Genomic DNA, 21,892 nt, shown 5'->3' with positions numbered 1-21,892 from the left:
TTGATACGAGAAAAATGCTGAAAACTACCTTGCAATGCTGACTCTAGCTTCGATACAACTATGGCTTTAGTTTTAAAACAGACCCTAGATCTCTTAAATAGAAGCCCAGAATTCATCAAGGCTAATAACTGGCGGTTGCGTGTGATGATTGGGAGAAATTCACAGACATCTGTGGAGGTGTTACTCCAATTAGCCGAAGATGACTCTGCTTTCGTTCGATATGCTGTATCCCGCAACCCCAACACACCTCAGAATACAGCCGTACAAGCGGGAAACCCTGATTATTTTCAACAGCTTTTAGAAGAAGGGGCAGTCGGGAATAACCGAAAACAGCTTGAATGCTTGAGTGCTAGTCATTCTGTTAAGCTTCGTCAGGCTGTAGCAAGCAACCCTAATACGCCTAGAAGGGTGATGGAAGTTTTAAGTATCGATTACTGTCCTCAAGTCCGTCGCGAACTTGCAAGAAATCAAAAGACACCTGAGCGTATTTTAGAAGTGCTTGCCAATGATTCATCTGCTTGTGTTCGTGTTTCCATAGCAGCAAATCCTAAAACGCCTAGAAATACAAAACTTAAGCTCTGTCAAGATAGAAATCGACGAGTTCAGCGAGTAGCAATCAAGTACACCTACTCCAAGAAATGGTGATCTGGATCAGTTTCATGAGTTGATCAGCTAGAGCCAGCTAACTATTATTTAGACTGACTCTTTCCGCCTAATTATCCAGATTGGGACATTAGACCGAAAATAGTCGGCATAACATCCGCTCAGGGCAATTTAGACTGCTCAGAGTCGGGATAACATCCGAAACTAGCATATTAGACCGACTCTTTCTGTCTAATACCGGGATTTGGGACGTTAGACCGACCCATCCTCCACATATTACTTCTTGGCAGGGGAGTTAGACCGAAATTTTCGGTATTTCTTCCTAAAGGAAGTTTGTACTATTCTGCCTATGATCCCGTTCAATCCCATTCACCAAATGAACGTTGCACCCGATGACTCCATCGCCCAAAAAAGCTGTTAGATCATCAATTGTGTGATGCGATCGAAGTGCGCCACTATCTCTTATCGGAATGAAGAAATTATGGCGATCGTGTTTGAGTTGTAAATGCTGAAAAGAGTAAGGAGCTACCAAGAAAACAACTCTCCACTTCATAACAATCAAAGCAACGAGACATGCGCAGCCACAACTCGCCATCCATATAAAGTTCGCATCCAAGTCTGGCTCTGTCGTCCTGATTTACCCGATCGTACAAATTCCGTATTCGCCGTTGCAAAGTCCCGCCCGTACGTTGTAATCACCGTATTTTTCAACGTGCGATCGAGTCCGGCGGGTGATCGACCTGCGCGAAATTGCGCGATCGCATCATAGCCATACAGATTCTCAGTGGCTCCATATCGAATCGTATAGGAACTGTTCCAAAAAAGCTGATCCAATACTTCTACATCATTCGTGATCAGTGCTTGCTCATATTGTTGAAAGACTGCCGTTACTTCTGCCAAAACTTCAGGAATATTGATCTCCATTGTTCCTCCACCCTAAAGACTACGCTCTGCTGTAGATTTCATTGTGTCTTGAATTGGATACGGTTAAAGTAACGTATGCTATCCTCCCGTATGCAATTAGTCGTTGAAGAGCTTCCCAGTGACCCGATCGAGTCAGCCGAAGTCGTTGGCTTGAAATATGTCACAGATGAAATGCCTGGAATTACGAGAAAGCGATCGGGGAAAAGCTTTGCATATTTTGATCTGAATGGCGATCGCATTCGCGATGAGAAAATCATTCAGCGCATTAATTCTCTCGCCATTCCACCTGCTTATAAAAATGTGTGGATTTGCCCATTGGAAAATGGACATTTGCAGGCGACGGGACGAGATGCAAGGGGACGAAAGCAATATCGATATCATCCACTTTGGCGAGCAATTCGCGATCAAAATAAGTTTTCTCGCATGATTGCATTTAGTCAGGCTTTGCCAGACATTCGGCGACGATTAGAGAAAGATTTAGCACGACCTGGATTACCAAAGCAAAAAGTACTCGCTACAGTTCTGAAGTTAATGGAGCTAACCCGGATTCGAGTCGGCAATGAGGAATATGCGAAAACCAATAACTCGTATGGGTTGACCACACTACAAGATGATCACGTGAATGTCGCTGGCTCGAAGATTCAGTTTCAATTTCGAGGGAAAAGCGGAGTTGAACATGAAATTGAAGTGAGCGATAAGCGGCTCGCAAAAGTTGTAAAACGATGTCAGGATTTGCCAGGTCAAGAGCTTTTTCAATATCTAGATGAGCATCAGCAAACCCAAGACATTACTTCAAGTGATGTAAATGATTATTTGAGAGAAATTACAGGTCAAGATTTTACTGCCAAAGATTTTCGGACTTGGGCAGGCACGGTTTTAGCTGCTTCTCATCTCGCTGAGATTGGCAAATTTACGTCTCAAACTGCGGCGAAGAAGAACATTACACAAGCCATTAAGTCTGTATCTGCTTACTTAGGCAATCGTCCTGCGACTTGTCGAAAATACTATATTCACCCAAATGTCTTGGAAGCTTATCTAGATGAATCGTTGCATGAAGTTGTAGCAGAATATCAATCCATCGTAGTTGACGATCGACATGCCCTGCAATGTGATGAATTGATTGTTGTAGCGCTATTAGAAGCAACTCAGCGAAAGAGCTAGATTGAAAGTGTACTGGTCAGCGGCATGAATTTTGCAAAGTGGGGAGATGGGGAGAGCCTAGACTAAAATTGCTCCCTATTTCCCTACTACATTGCGATCGCATTCTAAAATTTTGACAGTTCAGCTACAGCTAACTAAAGCTGTCAATTCGCTTGCAAATGCTGTAGCCATGTTTCTAAATCCTTAGTTTCTTCAGCACTAAAGTTTCCTGTAATCATCGCAGTACCGCCAGTAATTCCAGTCTGAGCGTATTGGGAGGAAACAGTCGGAGAGCTTATCAAACGATTGTTGAGAAAAATGCCTACTGTTCGCCCAGTTCCTGCTAATTTCTTCGTCAGCGCTGTAAAAGCCTTACTTCCCTTCGCATCAAAAGTCACGATGATAGACGGCGTTGAGTTTGGGCTTGAATCGAAATAGGCTTTCGTTACATTCTTTTCGGTTAGAGTCGGTTTCTCGAATAGCAAGGAGATTGCCTCATTACTGAGTTTGAGTGCAGCGGCATTGCTTGTGATCGCGGCTTGATTGCCGGATTTCTTCAGGCCAGTCTGTTTTTTGAGGAGTTCTTGCTGAACTTGCCGCTCGATTTGTAATTGGGCTTCGGTTCCTAGCTTCTGTTCGCGAAAGGCAAGCTGAACCTTACTCTGTTGAATCTCGGGTTGCGCTGCTGTCGCTGTGGGCGTGGAGGGTATCGTTGCTGAATTGTTAACCATACATGCAGACAGGTTAGATGCGGTGCCTAGCAACAAGGCAACAAGCAGAATTGATCTGAGGTTTGCCATAGAGCAAGAATTTGCAATGTTGAATATGGAGAAGTCACCCAATCATGAAGCGAGCAATCTTTTTGCCTGCTTATACTTTACTGTCTGGTGAGTAGGTTGCCTATTAGCTGAAGGGGTACCATTTTTTGATCGCCATCCATTGCCGTACTTTGAAACTGGCTCAACGATCGATCGAACCCGATTTCATCTCTAACGAAGGATTAACCCATTTTTGTCATATCGATTGGAGGGGGTTGTTAGAGTCTCAATGAGATCGCGATCGCGCTTCCAGATTTGAAAACACAATCGCAATTAGGTCAATCTGCTCGCGGGGATGAGCAGTTACTTTCGTCCCGTTATGCTTTCTCAAAAATCATAATGTGCTGCTGTGGCAACCCATTGCGAGTCTCAACATACTTTAAGCCCGCAACACTCATTTCTTGTCTGACCTGCTTTTGAGTCATTTTGTGCAATCCCTTAATCATCACAAATGGATTCTCGCCTCGATACTCAACTAAAACCACGCGTCCTTGAGGTTTAAGCGATCGCGCAATCGCCAACATCATTTCCTGAGGAAACTCAAACTCATGATACGCATCGACCATTAATGCTAAATCCACACTGTTCTCAGGCAAATTCGGAGTTGTCTCATTGCCTAAAATCGGTTCGACATTAGAGAGTTTTTTCTGAGCCTTTAGATAATTTAGAATCTCTAACATCTCCGGTTGCACATCAACCGCATAAACTTTTCCCTGAGGAATAGCAGATGCAATTCGGAAACTAAAATATCCTGTTCCGGCTCCAATATCTGCTACAACACTGTTCGGTTTAAGCTGCAAAGCTGCAATCACCTTTTGCGGTTGTTCCTCGGTCTCGCGGCTCGATCGCTCTAACCATCCTGCGCCCTGATGCCCCATCACCTGAGCAATCTCACGCCCCATATAGATTTTGCCAATTCCATCTGGATCATGATTGGCGCGCACTTCATACGCATCCGCCCACACAGGCGAACTTAGGCACATCCAAACCGCGAAAATTGCTGCCAATCTTCTCCAAAACATTGTCCTACCTCGATACGGATTCTCTCTTCTAGAGACTGTAAACTGTTGTCAGTTTTGTAGCAATCAAGAGTGCCGTGTTCCTGACTAAACGTTCCATCCTGCTTCAATTCGCGCTGGCAATGACGATCGCTCTATCGATCATCTTCTGCACTGCACCTTCTCGCGCCTTCCAAGCCCAAATCACGCCGAAATCTCCGGCGCTTGGAGATACCATTTCACTGATTACTCAATCTCAAACTGCTCCGTCTGTTCGCTTTAACGGTAAGACCTATCCCTCGTTTGATCTCGGCAACAATCGCTATCGCACACTCTTACCGACCACTCCGCTCGATCGTCCAGGTCGCGTGTCGATTCAAGTGACTGCTGGAACGGACACACAAACGATTCCACTCACGTTGAGAAATCGATCGTTTCCGACCCAAAGCATCTGGCTTCCACCGGGTAAAGATAGCAATGGCGATGATGCTGAGTTCGATCGAGTTGATGCCTTTAAAGCGATCGTTTCTCCAGAAAAACTTTGGTCAGGTAAATTTTTACGCCCGAACCAAGGCGAGGTTAGCTCTGGCTATGGAATTCGCCGCTATTACAACGGAGTCTTTGCAAAAGATTACTATCATCGGGGAATTGACTATGCAGGCGGATATGGTTCAGCGATCGTTGCTCCTGCCGCAGGTCGTGTTGTTCTCATCGGACGCGAATCTCAAGGCTTCCGAGTGCATGGAAACTGCGTCGGACTCGACCACGGTCAAGGAGTCGAATCGATTTACATTCATATGAGTCGAATTGATGTTAAAGAAGGCGATTTCGTCAAACCTGGGCAGCGGATTGGTGCAGTCGGAGCAACTGGGTCTGCAACGGGTCCTCACTTGCATTGGGGCGTGTTTGTGCATAGCTTAGCTGTAGATCCGACTCCTTGGCGGACTGGCACGTTTGAATAAGCAAGCTGTACGACATCCAAAATTGCAGAATCTACCTTTTGACGATCGCTTGCTTCTAACTTGAGCCAGATTAGTCTTTCCTGTCCTTCCCGATAGAGTGCAATAGACCTCTAAACGGGAAGTTTTTATTATGTCTAAACTAGAAGATGCGATTGAAAATGCTAAAGAAGCACTGCCCAATATTACGCCAACTCCGCCTGGGTTAAAGGCAGAGTCTTCTGTTCACGATCTCAAGTCTCGTCTAGAGTGGGGAGAGCCTGCTTTGACGATTCTCGATGTTCGTTCTCGTGATGTTTACAATCACGGGCACATCATGGGTGCAATGGAATTTCCAATGGATCAGTTGGTCGAACTGTCCCAGAAGAATTTTGAATACAAGCGCGATATTTATGTCTATGGCGCAACTGATGAAGAAACAACTGAAGCAGCAAGAATGCTACGTCAAGCAGGCTTTGTGAACGTTGCAGAACTCAAAGGCGGACTGGAAGCTTGGAAAGCGGTTGGTGGCTCGACAGAAGGAATCGACGAAACTCGGGCTGAACCGGGTGCAAATGCTTACAACGTGGTGACGAATGTCAAGAACCATTTTGAGCGGCAAGAGATCGACTTTCAAAAGCCATAATTGCTAGGCTAGAACGAGAGCACTCTAGCTTTCTTGGAGGCTAGAGTGCTCTCATTTCTTTCAGCAGATCTCTCAAATTAGGGAGATTCAGGGCGTGAGAGATCAACATCTGTACCTGTGAAAATGAAGTCAGTCCTATGTGTGGAAGATTTACACAGACCCACTCTGCCGCCGAACTCGCAGCCATGTTCGACCTCGAAGAAACTCCCGATTGGCAGCCTCGCTACAATATTGCGCCGACTCAGCCGATTCTCGCGATCGTTACACCGCATCACTCTAAACCTCTACGCTGGGGCTTAATCCCATCCTGGTCAAAAGATCCAACGATCGGTTCTCGCCTGATCAATGCCCGTGCCGAAACGGTCAGCGAAAAACCTGCTTTCCGAACTGCCTTTAGGCGGCGACGTTGCCTGATTCCCGCCGATGGCTACTACGAATGGAAAAAGCAATCTGAGAAAAAGCAACCGTTCTATTTCAGACTTGAATCTGGTGAGCCTTTTGCTTTTGCTGGCTTGTGGGAGCACTGGAATTCTCCCGAGGGAGACGAGATCGAAACTTGTACGATCATCACAACTGAAGCAAACGAACTTGCTGCAACCGTTCACGATCGAATGCCCGTCATCTTGAGCGAAGATTTCTACGATCGCTGGCTCGATCCGGATTTCAAATCCCCGCAATCGCTGCTCCACCCATATGTTAGCGACAAAATGATCAGCTATCCCGTTTCAACGGCAGTCAATCGCCCAACCCACGACACACCAGATTGCATTGCTCGATTGAATTGACGCTCGTAAATCTAAACCAGAAAATCATCCTCAAGAAGGCGAAGCAACTAGATGAGTTGAAGCATTAGAATCCGCGATCGCTTTCACCGGAATCAATTGCACGGCACAGGCCTTCAGTTCTGGCTGCTTAGAGTCGGGACAAGCAATCTCATGAGTCAGGGCGTTCGCTTCTGCGTTTTCTGCCCACAACGCCCCCCAATGCATCGGAACAAAGACAGTCTTAGGCGTAATCGCTTTCGTCACTTTAGCCGGAAATCGGGCTGTGCCTCTTCTCGATCGTACTTCCACCCAATCATCCGATTGAATGCCCAACTTTTCAGCATCCCGCGGATGAATCTCAATGAATGGATTCGGATACATTTGTCGAATCTTCTCAATTCTTCCAGTACGACTCTGAGTATGCCAATGCCCATACAATCGACCCGTCGTAAGCACAAACGGATAGTTGTCATCGGGTGGCTCTGCAAGCCCACGTGAGTAGACCTGAGAAAAGCGCGCCTTCCCGTCTGGCGTATGGAATTTTAGATCGGTATAAAGCCGTTTTGCTTTTTCTACTTTTTGTTGCGTCGGTTCAGCTTTGCTTGAAAAAGGCCATTGTGTTGCACCCATTTCTCGTAAGTAAGTATGGCTCAATCCCGACTGATCACAAGGGCGATTGCGAGTAAGCTGCACAAACTCTGCATAAACTTCAGCCGCATAGTTAAAAGCAAACTGCTTGCGATAGCCTAATCTCCGTCCAACCTCTGCGAAAATCTCCCAATCCGATCGAGCTTCACCCGGCGCAACTCGAAACTGAGGGCACAACGTCACACGACGCTCGGAATTCGTCATCACGCCTGTCTTCTCACTCCATTGCGTCGTCGGTAACAACACATGAGCATAGTCCGCCATCTCAGTCGGATAGTAACACTCCTGATAGACCGTAAAAGGAGATTGACGTAATGCAGCTTTCGTTCGCTCAATGTCGGGCATACTCACTGCCGGATTCGTTGCTGCAACCCACAACATTCCAAGGTTACCTGTTTCGAGTCCAGTGATCATCTCCCAAGCTGTTAGACCGGGATTAGACGAGATTGAGCCTGTTGGGAGTTGCCAGAATGTCTCAAGTTCAGCACGATGCCCTGGATTCGTAACCGATCGATAACCCGGCAACAGATGCGATAGTCCACCTGCTTCGCGTCCCCCCATCGCATTCGGTTGTCCTGTCAGCGAGAAAGGACCAGCCCCAGGTTTACCAATTTGCCCAGTCATTAAGTGAACATTGATAATCGCTCGAACTTTGGCGGTTCCTTCTGACGACTGATTCACTCCCATTGACCACATGGAGAGGACTCGCTTTGCGCTGCTCCAGTAGTGAGCCGCAGTCAAAAGCTCGGTTTCAGCAATGCCGCATCGAATCGCAACGACATCAGGTGGATAGTGGCGAATCACTTCCTTAAATTCTTCAAAACCATTCGTATGAGATTCAATAAAAGCTTTGTCTAAATCGCCCCATCTCAGTAAAAGATGAGCAATTCCATACATTAAATCAATATCTGTTCCTGGATTAATTGCGAGATGGAGATCAGCAGCAGCAGCAGTCTCAGTGCAACGAGGATCGACGACAATCAGCTTCACATCGGAGTTTTTCTTGTGGTAGCGACGAAAGCGATTAAACACGATCGGGTGACACTCTGCGGTGTTTGTGCCAATCAGAAAAGCACAATCAGTTTGTTCTAAATCCTCATAGCAACAAGGCGGTCCATCGGCTCCAAAGCTCTGAAGGTAGCCTGCAACAGCCGAAGACATACACAGGCGCGAATTTGCATCAAAGTTATTGGTGCCTAAACAGCCTTTCATCAGCTTTTGAGCGATGTAGTAATCTTCAGTTTGAAACTGTCCTGAAGCATACATGCCGATCGCATCGACTCCTTGGGTAAACTTTACTAGACGAATGCGATCGACAATTTTCGTCAACGCTTCTTCCCAAGTCACTCGACGAAAAGGCTGATCCAATGCATCCCGCATCATCGGAAAACGCAAGCGATCTTTGTGCAGGGATTCAGCGATCGTTGCACCCTTCACACAGACCATACCCTGGCTAGAAGGATGAGTGCGATCGCCTCGGACATTCCAGAGTGGCGTTCCGTCTTTATCTCGATTGACTGCTTTCCCCGGAATCGCAGGCGGCAGCACCTCCAAACCGCAGCCAACCCCGCAGTATGGACAGAGCGTTTTAGTTGGATCAGCCATTAGTCTATAACCCCTTAGTTCTCAAGTTCTGCCTTTCGTTCGCGATAAGACTTCAAGCTGCGAACAGGCAATCGATTGAAATAACTGCAACCCGTTTTCTGTGTAAGTATAAATCTCTAATCGTTCTTCTGGTAAGCTTTCAAACACAATTTTTTCACTGGGAAAAACCATACGATCGAGCGCAAGCTGAGTAGTATGTAATCGAATTTGCTGAATGCTATGAGAAGTATTGATGTAGTAGCAAAGAATCGAAGTCATGAATGTAATGGGGGGATCACACCCGTAAAGAGGACAATCGAACAGAGTCAAATCACTGTGTACTGCTGTAAGCATGTTTCGGGCAGCCGTCTTTGAAGAAAAACTGTCAGATGCGTCTAGTCTGTTTCCGGTTGGGAGAATCAGGCTGTGTGAATAGTTACGGGTTGAGAATCTTAACCATTGTATTCAATCCATCACTCTAGCAATCTCTTGCAAGAAGATGCATCAATCTGAACAAGGCAGAAGAAGCTAGAATCTCTTATTGACAAAGAATTTAAAGAAATTGCTATCCTATACAGTCAAGCGTTTCTGATGTATAAATTTTAGCGATTCTAGTTTTATTTTAATTTGAGGTTTGACCGTACTGAGATCGGCTAGATGCCGTGGGTTTTTAGAATAAATTTTAGACTCTCAGTACGATCGTAAAAGTGTTGAGGAATTAATTCCTATTCATCATCATGAGCGTATTTCCCAAACAGGAAGTCAAGTGCATAGTTTCGCAACGTGTAGTACTTTGGATCTTCCATTAAAGCAGCACGTTCGCGAGGACGCGGGAAGGGAACTTCCATGATTTCGCCAATCGTTGCCGCAGGACCATTGGTCATCATCACGACGCGATCGGCAAGAAACAACGCTTCATCAATATCGTGGGTAATCATCAAGACCGTCACTTTATGCTGTGACCAAATTTGGAGCAGTTCTTCTTGAAGTTCCTCTTTTGTAATCGCATCCAATGCTCCAAATGGCTCATCAAGAATCAACACTTCTGGATAGATAGACAAAGCACGCGCGATCGAGACTCGTTGCTTCATTCCACCCGATAGCTGCTTGGGCTTTTTGTTGGCTGCTTCTTCGAGTCCGACCATCGCCAAATGTTTGTTGACGATATCAGTTTTCTCTGCCTTAGATTTGTCAGGATAAACAGCGTGAACTGCGAGATAAATGTTCTCGAATGCTGTTTTCCAAGGAAGTAATGCATAGTTCTGAAACACAACCATACGATCGGGACCTGGTTCAGAAACCCGCTTGCCCGCGACTCGGACTTCACCAGTAGTCGGCTGACGAAAGCCAGAAATCATATCCAGTAAAGTGGATTTGCCACAGCCAGAGTGACCAATGACGCAGATAAATTCGCCTTCATTAACGGTGAGATTGACATTCTCAAGAATGACTGCTTCTCCGCCGTCTTTTTTAGGATAAACCTTTGAAACTCCCTCAACTTCGACTAGGGGAGTGAGTGGATTTGCTTCAGTGTGTGGGTTTGGAGTTGAGAGAATTTGCATAAGGAGTGAGTGGGTGAGAGGTCAGAGAGATAGAGGGTGGGGAGTGGGGAGTGGGGAGAACTCCCCGTTCCTACTACGCTGCGATCGACGTTTTAATCGGTTCTGCAACATCGATGATCACCTCTTCGATGCGAATTTCACGATGAATCGTCAAACTATTGAGATAGCCAATCGGATCATCTGGATTGAATTCGACACCATCAAAGAGTTGGAACGATCGGCGATCGCCTTCGTGATCCGGCAGACCTAATTCACGTGCAGCTCGACCATAGAGATCGACTCGGCGCACTCGTTCTAGGACTTCGATCCAGTTTTTCGGGAAGACAGTAATGCCCCACCGTGCTAACTGAGTCAAGATCCATAAATCTTCTACACCATTTGGACAGTTCGCATTGTCCACGTGGAACTGATTGAATCGTAGTAAGTTGACCGGAGGCTCACCCGTTCCGGTGTCATAGGCATCAATGAATCCAGGACGCGCAAAGTCCGCTGCTGCACCCACATATTGAGGACGGGCAAGTAAGGTAAGAATCTCTTCACGATTTCGACGATCGTCACAGTACTCGCAAGCTTCGAGCATGGCTTTCACCAGAGCATTGTGAGTTTCTGGATGCTGAGATGTCCAATCTTCACGGACTCCTAACACTTTTTCAGGGTGTCCTTGCCAAATATCTAAATCGGTGGCTACCACATAGCCTGCACCTTCTTGGATCGCACGAGAATTCCAAGGCTCGCCAGCACAGAATCCATCAATGTTCCCGGCAACTAAGTTCGACACCATTTGAGGCGGCGGAACCACCGTGAGATTGAGATCTTGATCTGGATCAATGCCTCCAGATGCCAGCCAGTAACGCAGCATCAAATTGTGCATCGAAGTTGGATAAACCACACCCAACGTATGAGTTTGATCCTGGGTTGCTTCTAGCACCTGTTTGAAGTCAGCGAGGGTGCGAACGCCTTTGTCTAAGAAAGACTTGTTCAGGGTGATCGCATTCCCATTGCGAGACGTGACCATTGCGGTCACAATCGGAAGCGGGTCGTAACCACTGTTACCTAGCGTCATTGCAAGTGGCATCGCAGCGACCATTTGAGCCGCATCTAAGCGATTGCTACGAATTCCTTCAGCGATCGCTTTCCAACTCGGTTCACGACTGAGCGTGACATCCTCAAGCCCATGCTTTTTGAAGAATCCTTTCTCTTTCGCCACAATCAGCGGCGCACAATCTGTGAGCGGAACAAACCCAATTTCGAGATTGACCTTCTCTAAGCCATTCTTGGCAACGGCAGCAACCGCTTGGCGTTTGCGTTTCTTGTCTCGTTTCTGCTGATTTAAGAAGTAGATCATTTCATTCCGTAGCGCATAGTAGCTCGGATGATTCACCACTTCCAGACGGTTGCGAGGACGAGGAATGGGAACGGTTAGAATTTGCCCAATATGGGCTTCTGGGCCATTGGTCAACATCACAATGCGATCGCTGAGCAACAACGCTTCATCGACATCGTGTGTCACCATTACACAGGTCAAATTGTTCTCCTGAGCAATGTTCATTAATTGCTGCTGGAGATTTCCTCGCGTCAGTGCGTCTAATGCCCCAAATGGTTCGTCTAACAACAAGAGCTTCGGGCGAATCGCTAACGCTCTCGCGATCGCTACACGTTGCTTCATCCCACCGGATAGTTCCTTTGGTTTTTTATCGGCTGCATGGCGCAGTCCTACCATATCAATATGATGCTCAACTACCTCATGTCGCTCAGCTTTGGATGCGCCTTTCATGACTTTATTGACTGCTAGCGCAATGTTCTCGCGCACGGTCTTCCAAGGTAAGAGCGAATAGTTTTGAAACACCATCATGCGATCGGGACCAGGTTCAGTGACTTGCCGACCCTCGAGAATCACCCCTCCTGTCGAAGCATGATCTAATCCCGCAATGATATTCAGCAAGGTAGACTTGCCACAGCCAGAGTGACCAATAAATGAGATAAACTCACCTTGGTTAATCTTCAGTTCAATGTTTTTCAGAGCAATGTACTCGCCGCCATCTTTGAGCGGGAATACCTTATCCACGTGGTCAACTTCTAAGAAAACAGACATAGCAAAAATCAGGTGAGGGTTGAGTGATCAGTTTAGTTATCAGATGTAATCAGTGAACCGAGCCAGCCAACTAAGCGATCGAGCACTAATCCAACTAAGCCGACCAACAAGACACAGATGATAATTTGGCTCATGCTGTCCTCGTTGCCTGCGTTGTAAGCATCCCAAATCTTAAAGCCGATGCCGCCTTCTGCTTTCAGCATTTCTGCTGCCACAATTGCCAGCCATGCTAAACCAATCCCGATTTTCAGTCCACCAAATACATAAGGCACAGTGGACGGAACCAAAATACTCAAGAAATACTCTTTACCCGACAGCTTCAAGACTTTAGCAACGTTGTTATAGTCTTGCGGAATTTGCTGCACACCGACTGCGGTATTAATGACGATCGGCCAAATTGCTGTGACAAAAATGACGAAGATTGCGGCTGGATTGTTGTCTTGGAAAATCCCCAATGAGATCGGTAACCATGCGAGCGGAGGAACTGTTCTTAAAACTTGCACGATTGGGTCAAGCCCATTCCGCATAAACTTACTCACACCAAGTAACACGCCGAGTGCAATTCCCACGACAGCCGCGAGCGAATACCCTAACGCGACCCGTTCCAAACTAATGAGAATTTGCAATCCTAACCCTTTATCTGTCCCGCCATTGTCGTAGAACGGATCGAGAATCAATCTCCAAGTCTGTTCAATGACTTTGATCGGACCGGGCATCTTGGATTCTGGACTCAGACAAAGCAGTTGCCAGAGCACCAGCGCAATGCCGACGCAGACAATGACTGGAACGAGAGTACCACTATACTTTTTCAGAGTTTCTGAGAATTGGGACGGTCGAACGGGACGGAGAGTCGGGTTGATAGTCATAGGAGAGAGGAAAGAACGTTGTAGGACAGTCAGCAGCAATGAGGGAGAGGCGAGCAGGATTGCGATCTACTCGCCTCGTCTGAGTTATGCTTTTTTGATTTTGAGGCTATCCAAGTAAGCTTTTGGATTCGCAGGATCAAAGGTCACTTTATCGAAGAAGGTTTCTACGCCACGAGAATCTGCATCTTTGGGGATTGCCGCTTCTTGACCGATCGCTTTGGCTGCTGCTTGCCAAATATCCGAGCGATTCACTTTGTCAACTAACGCTTTGACATCCGTATCGGCTGCAAATTTGCCCCAGCGGATATTTTCAGTGACGAACCAAGCATCGTGGCTCTTGAACGGATAAGCTGCATCCTCACGCCAGAATTTCATCAGCAGATCGCTATTCTGCAACGTGCGACCATTACCCATGTCGAAGTTCCCTTTTGAACGTTCAATAATGTCTGCTACAGGCGCTTTCACATACTTGTCAGCCGACAAGATCTTGCACATTTCTTCTTTGTTCTCGTCCTTGTCGCACCACATTTGAGCTTCTAGAACTGCCATCATCAGGGCTTTTGTTGCTTTAGGATTCTTGTCTACCCAATCAGCCCGCATTGAGAACGACTTTTCTGGATGGTTCTTCCATAATTCGCCTGTGGTAATCGCTGTGTAACCCAATTTCTTGTTCACTAAGCGATCGTTCCAAGGTTCACCCACGCAGAAGGCATCCATAGTCTTCGTTTCCATGTTCGCAACCATCTGCGGAGGCGGAACAACCACGATATCGACATCAGTTTCAGGATTGATTCCACCTGCTGCCAGCCAGTAGCGCATCCACAGATCGTGAGTTCCACCTGGGAAAGTCACAGCACACTTGAATTTCTTACCTGCTGCTGCTGCTTCAGCGATTTTTGCTTTCAAAGGAGAGCTATCGGCTGCTAATTTAAGATCAGCATAGTCATTCGAGACTGAAATTCCTTGACCGTCAGTGTTCAAACGGCTCAAGATGTACATCGGCACAGGCGTATTACCCTTAGTAATTTTACCTGTGGACATAAAGTAAGGAATCGGAGTCAAAATGTGAGAACCATCAATTCCACCTCTCTCGGAACCCAATTCCAAGTTGTCACGCACCACTGCCCATGAGGTTTGCTTAGTAACGGTCACATCCTTCATGCCGTACTTCGCGAAGAATCCTTTCTCTAACGCAATGATCAATGGAGCCGAATCGGTCAGGGCGATAAAGCCTAATTTAGCCGTTGTGACTTCTGGTGCATCTGCCGCACTGATATTTGCAGCAGGAGAGGCAGCCGGAGAGGACGCACCGCTAGAAGCACTTTTATTTAGACCTGTGCTACAACCATTCACAATCACTGCGCCTGCTGCGGTTGCGCCTGCGGTCAAAATGAACTTACGTCTTGAAAGATTAGAAGACATGGATCGTCCTTTTTAGAGAATGTACTGAAGGAAAAGGAAGCACAGCAAAAAGCTGGCGCATGTGAGAACAATGAGCGGAGCGAACAAACTTAGGGATCAAGCATCGAGCACGATACGACCGACAGGACGAGCAATACAGGTGAGAATCTGACCCGAAGCGCGATCGTGCTCATCGAGCACATCGGGTTCGCTGTCATAGCTGACTTCACCTTCGAGTAAGGTGCATTTACAACTTCCACACGTTCCTGATCGGCAAGAACTTTCGATCGCGACTTCGGCTTGGTCTGCAATGTCTAGAATCAAATCATCCTGGGTGCAGGTGATTTCTTTTCCTGACTGAGCAAAACGAATCGTTGCTGGAGCTGCGATTTCTGTTGGCGCTTTTACAACAGGTGGCGCACTCAGCACATAGTCAAACTCTTGTGCATTAAGCTCTTGCACGGTTGTTGATTTCCCGTTCGGTGTTTCCACCGTGGGACGATCGAGCGTGATCAAGGCGGTCGGATTTGGACGAGCGGATTCGGGCAGGTCTGACCAGAGACGCGCACCAAATTGCTCGATCAAAATCTCTTGCAGAATCGGTTTGAGATCTTCACAGGGAATGCTTTTTCTCACACAGGTTCCAAGTTCAGCATGTTTGCCAACTTTGCCCCCCATATAGAGATCCACGCCTTCGACTGTTTTGCCATCTTTGCGGACTTTTGTGCCCATCAGTCCGATATCTGCAACTTGAGGTTGTCCACAAGAGTTCGGGCAACCTGTCCAATGAATGCGCACTGGGCGAGGACAGTACAGGTCTTGTTCTAGCTCTTGCATTAAAGCAACCGCACGATTTTTAGTTTCAATCAGTGCGAAGTTGCAAAACTGTGCGCCAGTACAAGACACTAGTGCCCGTGAAAGATTCTGAGGCTCGATCGAGAACCGTTTGACAATGGGTTCTCTGAGCAATGCAGAAACTCGTGAATCCGGAACATTCGGAATGATCACATTCTGCTCGACAGTTAAGCGAATTTCACCACTGCCGTAAACTTCAGCGATCCGAGCTAAATCAAACAAATCTTGCGCGTATAACCGTCCCACTGGAACATGCAAGCCCACATAGTTTAATCCAGGCTGTTTTTGGGCATGAATCCCAATGTGATCTCGCTTGTCCCAAAGGATCTCGTCTTTGGCAGCAGCAGGCGTAAAAGCATATCCCAATTGTTTTTCAACAGCTTCGCGGAACGGTTCCAAGCCCATCTCATCAATCAGCCACATTAAGCGAGCTTTTTGACGATTTGCTCTCAGTCCTAAGTTCCGATAGACCGTTAAAATTGCTTCGCAGACCGCAACGACATCGCGCGGGTCAACCCAAGCATTGAGTGGAATTGCAGCTTCGCAGCGTTTCCCAGAGAAGAATCCGCCAACTAGGATATTGAATCCTAATGTGCCATCTTTGAAAGCGGGAACGAAAGCAATGTCATTGATTTCAGCATGAACTGAGTTATCGCGGCACCCTGCGATCGCAATATTGAATTTCCGAGGCAAGTTACTAAAGCTCGAATTACCACGACCATTGTTCGTGATCATGTCTTGAACTTTGCGAACTAGCCCACGAGTATCAATTAGCTCATCTGCATCAATGCCAGCAACAGGCGATCCGGTAATGTTACGAACGTTATCCATCCCGGATTGAATGCTCGTCAATCCAGCTTGGTCAAACTTACGAAAAATTTCGGGAAGGTCTTCAATCCGAATTCCTCGCAGTTGAAAGTTCTGGCGAGTCGTGATGTCTGCATTGCCATCATCTCCATAGCGCTGAAGGATTTCTCCTAGCACCCGGGTTTGTCCGCTCGTGATAATGCCATTCGGAACCCGCATTCTCAGCATAAATTTGCCAGGAGTTACGGGGCGAAAGAACACACCGAGCCACTTCAAGCGATGATCACGATCGGTTTCATCCATTGCTTCCCAGCCGAGCCGAGCAAAGTGCTCGAGTTCTGCTTTCACCGCAAGACCATCTTTCTCTGCTTTGAGTTTTTCAAACTTATTGAGGGTCGGTGCTGCAAGGGTGTCTGTCATGGATTGAGCCTATGAATATAAGGTGTTCCAGAGCGAACACAAATCGATATCAACTGCGGAACCGTTTGATGATTCGCGGTGATTACTGAGTAAAGGTAATCGGGATCACAGAGGACATTCGTATCTGTTGTTACAAAACTTTTCATAATATGACGTTTCTGCATAAAGTCGATTCGTTTTCGTCATCTGTCGGCGGGAAGAGGGGGAAGGGCGTACTTTAGAAATAGTTGTAATTTGGTGGGGAGCAGGGGAGGAGTGGGAGATAGAAAGGATTTACCCTACTCCCCACTCACTACTCACTACTCCTCTATCGTTCTTTAGGAGAACCTCATGCGTCGGAGAACATTTCTATCGTGGGCAAGCGTTGGATGGGTCATGAGTCGAGTTCCGGCAGTGTTGACTGCGTTTTTAGCAGCTTGTCAGGGGGGGCAGAAGAGTGCGAGTGGGATGCAGACTGTGGGCAAGGTGGCAGAGTTAGATCAAAAAGGCTTTTTACAGACTGAGTCACCTGCACCGATCGCTGTTGTTCGTAATCCGGCTGATCCGAAATCTCTGTTAGCTGTGAATCCAACCTGTACCCATCAAGGGTGTTTAGTGGCATGGAAGGCTGAGCGTAAAGCGTTTGAATGCCCTTGTCATGGCTCAGCTTTTGCACCCGATGGCTCGGTACAGAAAGGTCCTGCAACCGCAGCTTTAGCCAAGTACGAGGCAAGCATCGATGGAGAAAATGTGGTTGTGAAACTGTAGTGAAACTTTAGGTAGAGGACGGCTCGATCGCTTTGTTCCACCGTTAGATCAGATCGAATGGAGATGTGATTATGACTCAAATGGCAGAAAAAAGCGGCAGCGCAATTAGCGACCTCGAATATGATTTGCTCACCGCCTTGCACAATAAAGCAGAAGCGGTCAAAGCTTATGAAACTTACATTCAAGATGCACAACAGATGAATTCTCAGCCCTGTGTGCAACTGTTTCAGAAGTTAAGAGAGCAAGATCAACAAACGGCTCAAGAGATTCGTCATCACCTTCAACAAGTGATGCAAAACGGCAAAATGTAAAACTCGCTTTCTTCTAATTCTGGAAGCAGAAGCGAGCAGCTAGTCAATTTCAGCCGGATGGGAAGATAGAAAACAAGAATCATTTCCAGTTTTCCCTTATCTCCCCATCCCCCACTTCCCCATAAAACTCCGACCCTATGCACAATCCGAATCCTCCCGATGCTATTCTCGGAACCCCTACTTCTCGATCGCCCCTTTCTGTGGCAAAGTAAACATCGTGAGAACTGAGATGTGCTAGGGCGAATATTGTGCAGAAATTCAGCTACACCGAAATTTTGGAACGCGCTCAAACCTCGGCTCGTCGCGCGGACTGGGAGCAATTAAGCTTAGACTTACAACTGCTCCTTCTAGGAGATGAGTCTACTCAAGGAACAGCACTTTCTGACCCGAATGTGACACCTGCACTTCTGAATCTAGCCATGCAAGTTCTAGAATCCGGAAGTTTCCAAGAACGTTGGGACATCGCAAAAGTCTTTCCGAATTTCGGCATTGATGCACTTCCACCCTTAATTGAACTGCTCAAAGATGAAGAAGCTGATCCGGAGTCTCAGTGGTTTGCGATCCGCATCTTAGGAAACTTTCATCACCCTCAAGTGGTTGAAACCTTGATTGAGGTCTTGAAGACTTCGCACAGTGAAGAACTCAATTCAATGGCAGTTTCAGTGCTCGCAACTTTAGGGAGTACGGCTGTGCATGTGATTGAAGAGTTATTGCATGAAGATTCGACTCGATTGTTTGCGACCCAAGCATTAGGACAAATTCGGCGATCGCAGACCGTGCCCTTGCTGATGCAAGTCGTGAATGACTCAGATGCTCAAGTGCGCGCGATCGCCATCGAAGCCCTCAGCAGCTTTCATTCTCCTGAAATCACTGCCCTCCTAATCACGGCGCTCAAAGATGTTGCGGCTCCGGTCAGAATTGCCGCAGTATCAGGACTGGGATTTTGTGAAGGGCGAGATTTAGTCAAGCATCTCCGCCCGTTATTGTTTGATCTGAATTTAGAAGTGTGTCGTCAGGCGGCGATCGCGTTAGGTCGCCTTGCGACTCCCGAAGCTGCAACTGCTCTGTATGAAGCTTTGAAGTCAGAGTATATGCCAGAAAATCTCGCGATCGACTTAGTTCGTGCTTTAGGATGGATGCCGATCGTGGATGCACTCATCTATTTAGAATGTGTTTTCATGACAACTTCCGATGAAGGAATTCAGCTTGAGATTGTTCAAACTTTAGGGCGAGTTGGAGAGAATTTACGATCACAAGCGACTGCCATTTTATTAGCCTGTCCTACACGTACACCAACCGTTCGGCAAGCCGTGGCGCTTTCTCTGGGGCAATTAGGCGATCCGAATGCGATCGATCCGCTGATCGCGATGCTAGCAGATGCTGATGAGGGCGTGCGATTGCATGTGATTTCTGCTTTGAAAACATTAGATGCAGAAGTCGCGTATCAAAAATTAGGTCAGATCGAAGCACAAGAATCAGACTTGAAAACAGGAATTGCGATCGCGCTGCAAGAATGGAGCTACTGAGGTCGAGAGAACGCTAGAAACTACTGCTTTTGGCTCGACACAACTCATCAAAAGGGTGAGGAAGCCAGAGTCAGCGAACCTTATTGTGAAGACATATTCGTTCTTTACTAAGGATCGACAAAAGTACTATGGCGCTTCATAAGATTAAGGATTTTGACCCCGACTATCGGACGCATTTTGATAATGATGATGTAATCGGGCTTGATTTATATTCTGGCAACGACAAGATCGGTTCAGTTGAGGATGTTCTCGTTGATGATAATGGTGCATTCCGTTATCTCGTGATCAATACAGGTGTGTGGATTTTAGGTAAAAAAGTCCTGATGCCGATCGGACAAGCTCGAATTGTTTATGGCGAACGTCGAGTGTATGCCAACGGCTTAACCAAGGCTCAAGTCGAAGATTTACCCGAATACGACCCGGATCACTTGGTCGGCTACGACTACGAAGAACAAGTCCGCGATATCTATCGTCCGAATACAGTCGCAGCGGGCATGACTGCAACCGACATGACCTACGACCAAGACAGCTATCGCTACGAGCATGATCCAGCGTTGTACAATCTCACCGAAGATCACGACACTTTACGTCTGTATCAAGAGCGCTTAATTGCCAATAAAGCTCGTCGCAAAACAGGTGAAGTCGCAGTTGGTAAACACATTGAAACTGAAACCGCACGGGTGGAAGTTCCAGTCGAGAGAGAGCGCGTTGTCATTGAGCGATCTCCTGTTACAGGTGAATCAACTGTGATGCCGGGTGAAGCAGATTTCCACGAAGGCGAAGTCGCACGGGTGGAAGTCTATGAAGAAGTGCCTGATATCCAGAAAGAGACATTTGTGCGCGAAGAAGTCCGCGTGAAAAAGGTCGTCGATCATGAAACAGTAACCGCAGAGGATCAGGTTCGCCGAGAAGAACTCGATCTCGACATTGATGGCAATCCGAATGTCGATCGACAAATCTAATTTTGGCTAAGTAACCTCAGTGTTGATGTGAAGAGTAGGGAGGAGGGGGAAACTTACCCCCCCATCTCCCCACTCCCCACTTAAGAACCCACAACCCCAACAGATCACTCCCCTTACCCGAATCATGACCTCTCAACCTCACAGCTTACTCCCTAGCGAAGAAATCGATCTCACCCCTGAACAAGCCATTCGCCTGTTAGAAGAACGATTGATCGTTCGGTCTGATAAGCGGAAGGTTGGAGAAATCGTGGTGCGGAAAGAAGTTGAAGTCCGCATGGTCGAAGTTCCCGTCCGTCGCGAAAAGCTGATCGTTGAGCAAGTTCAGCCCAAGTATGAGCGACTCGCAGAAATTGATCTTGGACAAACCACTGAAACCGCAGGTTCAGGAGCCATCGTCTCTGGCAAATTCGACTCTCCGCGTGCGGTCAGCGATCTCTTAGATGCGATCGCAAGAACTCCGGATCACAGTTGTGCTGAAATTCGTGTCGAAATCAAGCTCAAAGATTCTAAGCATCAAGAGACTTATCAAACTTGGTTCGATCGCTGCCGTAAATCCTAGGAGACATCTATGACGACTGAACTTGAAGCACGTCCCGAAGTAATTGATCAAGAACTAATTGAAGCGCGTCGGCTGATGGCTTGGGAGCGCGATCGCGCTCAGATTGAAGACTTTTTCAATGAACCCGGAAAATATGTTCGTGCATTCTGGCAAGAATATAAGCCGATTATTTATGTCTTAGGTGCTATCTTTACCGCTTTGGTTGCCCTGAAAGTTGTGCTCGGACTCATTGGATTTGTGACTGGGCTACCTCTGATCGGTGGACTGCTTGAACTGGTTGGAATTGGCTACTCTGTATGGTTTGCGAACCGCTACTTGCTCAACGCCGAAACTCGTCAAGAACTTTCCCAAAAAGTAGACGAACTCAAGCAAGAGGTAGTCGGTGCTGCAAGTTCGACTCAAGAAAAGATGCTCGATTCGATCGACACCCAAACCGTTGAATAATCTTATCCCCCTATTTTGAACATCACTATGCTGCTACAAGAGAAAGAAACAGGTAATTTAGTCGAAGTGCTCGATATCCAACTGCTGATTGACCCGAATGAAGAAACGATTTCAGCAAAAGATCAAGCGGGTCAAGAAGAACAAGACCCAGAGAAATTTGCGAAAACGAATTTAGTCTTTCCTTCGGGAGAAGCTCTGCCCCAATGTTGGGTTGATGCAAATTATCGCACTCGATAAAGGCTGTACAATTCATAAACGTTTGAGAGAGGAGGAAGTT

General features: G+C 47.0%; 22 protein-coding genes. 12 read left to right on the top strand and 10 right to left on the bottom strand.

All coding sequences use genetic code 11. The annotated features are described in order from the left end of the window. The first annotated feature begins 60 nt into the window (after nucleotides 1-60). Nucleotides 61-645: a hypothetical protein gene (locus OU814_RS26920; protein WP_268242678.1), complete on the top strand. Its 585-nt coding sequence runs from the start codon at nucleotides 61-63 to the stop codon at nucleotides 643-645. Nucleotides 646-1,161: 516 nt separating this feature from the next. On the opposite strand, the gene hpxZ is transcribed toward OU814_RS26920, so the two are convergent. Next, nucleotides 1,162-1,527, bottom strand: a complete 366-nt coding sequence (hpxZ, locus tag OU814_RS26915; RefSeq protein ID WP_268242677.1) for an oxalurate catabolism protein HpxZ — start codon at nucleotides 1,525-1,527, stop codon at nucleotides 1,162-1,164. Nucleotides 1,528-1,602: 75 nt separating this feature from the next. Between hpxZ and OU814_RS26910 the strand changes: the two genes are divergently transcribed. After that, entirely contained in the window at nucleotides 1,603-2,688 is a 1,086-nt protein-coding gene (locus OU814_RS26910) for a DNA topoisomerase IB (RefSeq protein WP_268242676.1), read from the top strand. A gap of 143 nt (nucleotides 2,689-2,831) precedes the next feature. On the opposite strand, the gene OU814_RS26905 is transcribed toward OU814_RS26910, so the two are convergent. After that, nucleotides 2,832-3,398, bottom strand: a complete 567-nt coding sequence (locus OU814_RS26905) for a SecDF P1 head subdomain-containing protein (protein ID WP_268242675.1) — start codon at nucleotides 3,396-3,398, stop codon at nucleotides 2,832-2,834. Nucleotides 3,399-3,802: 404 nt separating this feature from the next. Further along, complete coding sequence (locus tag OU814_RS26900; RefSeq protein WP_268242674.1) at nucleotides 3,803-4,507, bottom strand: class I SAM-dependent methyltransferase; 705 nt, start codon at nucleotides 4,505-4,507, stop codon at nucleotides 3,803-3,805. A 74-nt stretch (nucleotides 4,508-4,581) separates the two neighbouring features. Between OU814_RS26900 and OU814_RS26895 the strand changes: the two genes are divergently transcribed. The 3 genes from OU814_RS26895 to OU814_RS26885 all read left to right on the top strand — a co-directional run bounded on the left by OU814_RS26895 (nucleotide 4,582) and on the right by OU814_RS26885 (nucleotide 6,852). After that, complete coding sequence (locus tag OU814_RS26895; protein ID WP_268242673.1) at nucleotides 4,582-5,445, top strand: M23 family metallopeptidase; 864 nt, start codon at nucleotides 4,582-4,584, stop codon at nucleotides 5,443-5,445. A gap of 130 nt (nucleotides 5,446-5,575) precedes the next feature. Then, nucleotides 5,576-6,067 carry a rhodanese-like domain-containing protein gene (locus OU814_RS26890; RefSeq protein ID WP_017288927.1) on the top strand — a complete coding sequence of 164 codons (492 nt, stop codon included), beginning with the start codon at nucleotides 5,576-5,578 and terminating at the stop codon, nucleotides 6,065-6,067. Between the two features lie 137 nt (nucleotides 6,068-6,204). Continuing rightward, the gene (locus OU814_RS26885; protein ID WP_017288928.1) at nucleotides 6,205-6,852 is read left to right on the top strand and encodes an SOS response-associated peptidase; all 648 of its coding nucleotides are present in this window, start codon (nucleotides 6,205-6,207) and stop codon (nucleotides 6,850-6,852) included. Nucleotides 6,853-6,882: 30 nt separating this feature from the next. Here OU814_RS26885 and OU814_RS26880 read toward each other — a convergent pair whose 3' ends face one another. The 7 genes from OU814_RS26880 to OU814_RS26845 all read right to left on the bottom strand — a co-directional run bounded on the left by OU814_RS26880 (nucleotide 6,883) and on the right by OU814_RS26845 (nucleotide 17,066). After that, nucleotides 6,883-9,084, bottom strand: a complete 2,202-nt coding sequence (locus OU814_RS26880; protein WP_268242672.1) for a molybdopterin oxidoreductase family protein — start codon at nucleotides 9,082-9,084, stop codon at nucleotides 6,883-6,885. A gap of 21 nt (nucleotides 9,085-9,105) precedes the next feature. Then, the gene (locus OU814_RS26875) at nucleotides 9,106-9,342 is read right to left on the bottom strand and encodes a DUF1830 domain-containing protein (RefSeq protein ID WP_017288930.1); all 237 of its coding nucleotides are present in this window, start codon (nucleotides 9,340-9,342) and stop codon (nucleotides 9,106-9,108) included. A gap of 446 nt (nucleotides 9,343-9,788) precedes the next feature. Beyond that, entirely contained in the window at nucleotides 9,789-10,625 is an 837-nt protein-coding gene (locus OU814_RS26870; RefSeq protein WP_268242671.1) for a nitrate ABC transporter ATP-binding protein, read from the bottom strand. Between the two features lie 73 nt (nucleotides 10,626-10,698). Next, nucleotides 10,699-12,717, bottom strand: coding sequence for an ABC transporter ATP-binding/substrate-binding protein (locus OU814_RS26865; RefSeq protein WP_017288932.1), 2,019 nt, complete (start codon nucleotides 12,715-12,717; stop codon nucleotides 10,699-10,701). A 32-nt stretch (nucleotides 12,718-12,749) separates the two neighbouring features. Next, entirely contained in the window at nucleotides 12,750-13,583 is an 834-nt protein-coding gene (gene ntrB / locus OU814_RS26860; RefSeq protein WP_017288933.1) for a nitrate ABC transporter permease, read from the bottom strand. An 84-nt stretch (nucleotides 13,584-13,667) separates the two neighbouring features. Next, the gene (locus tag OU814_RS26855; protein WP_268242670.1) at nucleotides 13,668-15,005 is read right to left on the bottom strand and encodes a CmpA/NrtA family ABC transporter substrate-binding protein; all 1,338 of its coding nucleotides are present in this window, start codon (nucleotides 15,003-15,005) and stop codon (nucleotides 13,668-13,670) included. Between the two features lie 96 nt (nucleotides 15,006-15,101). Next, nucleotides 15,102-17,066, bottom strand: a complete 1,965-nt coding sequence (locus tag OU814_RS26845; protein WP_326498333.1) for a ferredoxin--nitrite reductase — start codon at nucleotides 17,064-17,066, stop codon at nucleotides 15,102-15,104. 330 nt (nucleotides 17,067-17,396) lie between these two features. Here OU814_RS26845 and OU814_RS26840 point away from each other — a divergent pair, with 330 nt between their 5' ends. The 7 genes from OU814_RS26840 (at nucleotide 17,397) to OU814_RS26810 (ending at nucleotide 21,852) form a co-directional block, all read left to right on the top strand. Further along, complete coding sequence (locus OU814_RS26840) at nucleotides 17,397-17,813, top strand: QcrA and Rieske domain-containing protein (RefSeq protein WP_026148733.1); 417 nt, start codon at nucleotides 17,397-17,399, stop codon at nucleotides 17,811-17,813. Nucleotides 17,814-17,884: 71 nt separating this feature from the next. Continuing rightward, nucleotides 17,885-18,124, top strand: a complete 240-nt coding sequence (locus OU814_RS26835) for a hypothetical protein (RefSeq protein WP_017288937.1) — start codon at nucleotides 17,885-17,887, stop codon at nucleotides 18,122-18,124. Between the two features lie 248 nt (nucleotides 18,125-18,372). Then, nucleotides 18,373-19,650, top strand: a complete 1,278-nt coding sequence (locus tag OU814_RS26830; protein WP_268242669.1) for a HEAT repeat domain-containing protein — start codon at nucleotides 18,373-18,375, stop codon at nucleotides 19,648-19,650. Nucleotides 19,651-19,778: 128 nt separating this feature from the next. Next, nucleotides 19,779-20,612, top strand: a complete 834-nt coding sequence (locus tag OU814_RS26825; RefSeq protein ID WP_017288939.1) for a DUF2382 domain-containing protein — start codon at nucleotides 19,779-19,781, stop codon at nucleotides 20,610-20,612. Nucleotides 20,613-20,736: 124 nt separating this feature from the next. Further along, nucleotides 20,737-21,171: a DUF2382 domain-containing protein gene (locus OU814_RS26820; protein ID WP_190647072.1), complete on the top strand. Its 435-nt coding sequence runs from the start codon at nucleotides 20,737-20,739 to the stop codon at nucleotides 21,169-21,171. A gap of 9 nt (nucleotides 21,172-21,180) precedes the next feature. After that, a complete protein-coding gene (locus OU814_RS26815) occupies nucleotides 21,181-21,615 on the top strand; it encodes a CAAD domain-containing protein (RefSeq protein WP_017288941.1) in 435 nt (144 codons plus the stop codon). Nucleotides 21,616-21,642: 27 nt separating this feature from the next. Continuing rightward, entirely contained in the window at nucleotides 21,643-21,852 is a 210-nt protein-coding gene (locus OU814_RS26810) for a hypothetical protein (protein WP_017288942.1), read from the top strand. Nucleotides 21,853-21,892: the final 40 nt, after the last annotated feature.

It is taken from the genome of Leptolyngbya sp. GGD (assembly GCF_026735145.1).
Taxonomy (GTDB): Bacteria; Cyanobacteriota; Cyanobacteriia; order Leptolyngbyales; family Leptolyngbyaceae; genus Leptolyngbya; species Leptolyngbya boryana.
Note: the sequence above shows the minus strand (reverse complement) of the source record. Positions and strands in the feature narration are given on the sequence as shown.

Coding starts and splice junctions, on each gene's coding strand:
- OU814_RS26885 (WP_017288928.1), top strand. CDS start 6,205: ATGTGTGGAAGATTTACACAGACCCACTCTGCCGCCGAACTCGCAGCC.
- OU814_RS26815 (WP_017288941.1), top strand. CDS start 21,181: ATGACGACTGAACTTGAAGCACGTCCCGAAGTAATTGATCAAGAACTA.
- OU814_RS26880 (WP_268242672.1), bottom strand. CDS start 9,084: ATGGCTGATCCAACTAAAACGCTCTGTCCATACTGCGGGGTTGGCTGC.
- OU814_RS26820 (WP_190647072.1), top strand. CDS start 20,737: ATGACCTCTCAACCTCACAGCTTACTCCCTAGCGAAGAAATCGATCTC.
- hpxZ (WP_268242677.1), bottom strand. CDS start 1,527: ATGGAGATCAATATTCCTGAAGTTTTGGCAGAAGTAACGGCAGTCTTT.
- OU814_RS26865 (WP_017288932.1), bottom strand. CDS start 12,717: ATGTCTGTTTTCTTAGAAGTTGACCACGTGGATAAGGTATTCCCGCTC.
- OU814_RS26855 (WP_268242670.1), bottom strand. CDS start 15,005: ATGTCTTCTAATCTTTCAAGACGTAAGTTCATTTTGACCGCAGGCGCA.
- OU814_RS26870 (WP_268242671.1), bottom strand. CDS start 10,625: ATGCAAATTCTCTCAACTCCAAACCCACACACTGAAGCAAATCCACTC.
- OU814_RS26920 (WP_268242678.1), top strand. CDS start 61: ATGGCTTTAGTTTTAAAACAGACCCTAGATCTCTTAAATAGAAGCCCA.
- OU814_RS26905 (WP_268242675.1), bottom strand. CDS start 3,398: ATGGTTAACAATTCAGCAACGATACCCTCCACGCCCACAGCGACAGCA.
- OU814_RS26900 (WP_268242674.1), bottom strand. CDS start 4,507: ATGTTTTGGAGAAGATTGGCAGCAATTTTCGCGGTTTGGATGTGCCTA.
- OU814_RS26875 (WP_017288930.1), bottom strand. CDS start 9,342: ATGACTTCGATTCTTTGCTACTACATCAATACTTCTCATAGCATTCAG.
- OU814_RS26890 (WP_017288927.1), top strand. CDS start 5,576: ATGTCTAAACTAGAAGATGCGATTGAAAATGCTAAAGAAGCACTGCCC.
- OU814_RS26910 (WP_268242676.1), top strand. CDS start 1,603: ATGCTATCCTCCCGTATGCAATTAGTCGTTGAAGAGCTTCCCAGTGAC.
- ntrB (WP_017288933.1), bottom strand. CDS start 13,583: ATGACTATCAACCCGACTCTCCGTCCCGTTCGACCGTCCCAATTCTCA.
- OU814_RS26810 (WP_017288942.1), top strand. CDS start 21,643: ATGCTGCTACAAGAGAAAGAAACAGGTAATTTAGTCGAAGTGCTCGAT.
- OU814_RS26835 (WP_017288937.1), top strand. CDS start 17,885: ATGACTCAAATGGCAGAAAAAAGCGGCAGCGCAATTAGCGACCTCGAA.
- OU814_RS26840 (WP_026148733.1), top strand. CDS start 17,397: ATGCGTCGGAGAACATTTCTATCGTGGGCAAGCGTTGGATGGGTCATG.
- OU814_RS26845 (WP_326498333.1), bottom strand. CDS start 17,066: ATGACAGACACCCTTGCAGCACCGACCCTCAATAAGTTTGAAAAACTC.
- OU814_RS26825 (WP_017288939.1), top strand. CDS start 19,779: ATGGCGCTTCATAAGATTAAGGATTTTGACCCCGACTATCGGACGCAT.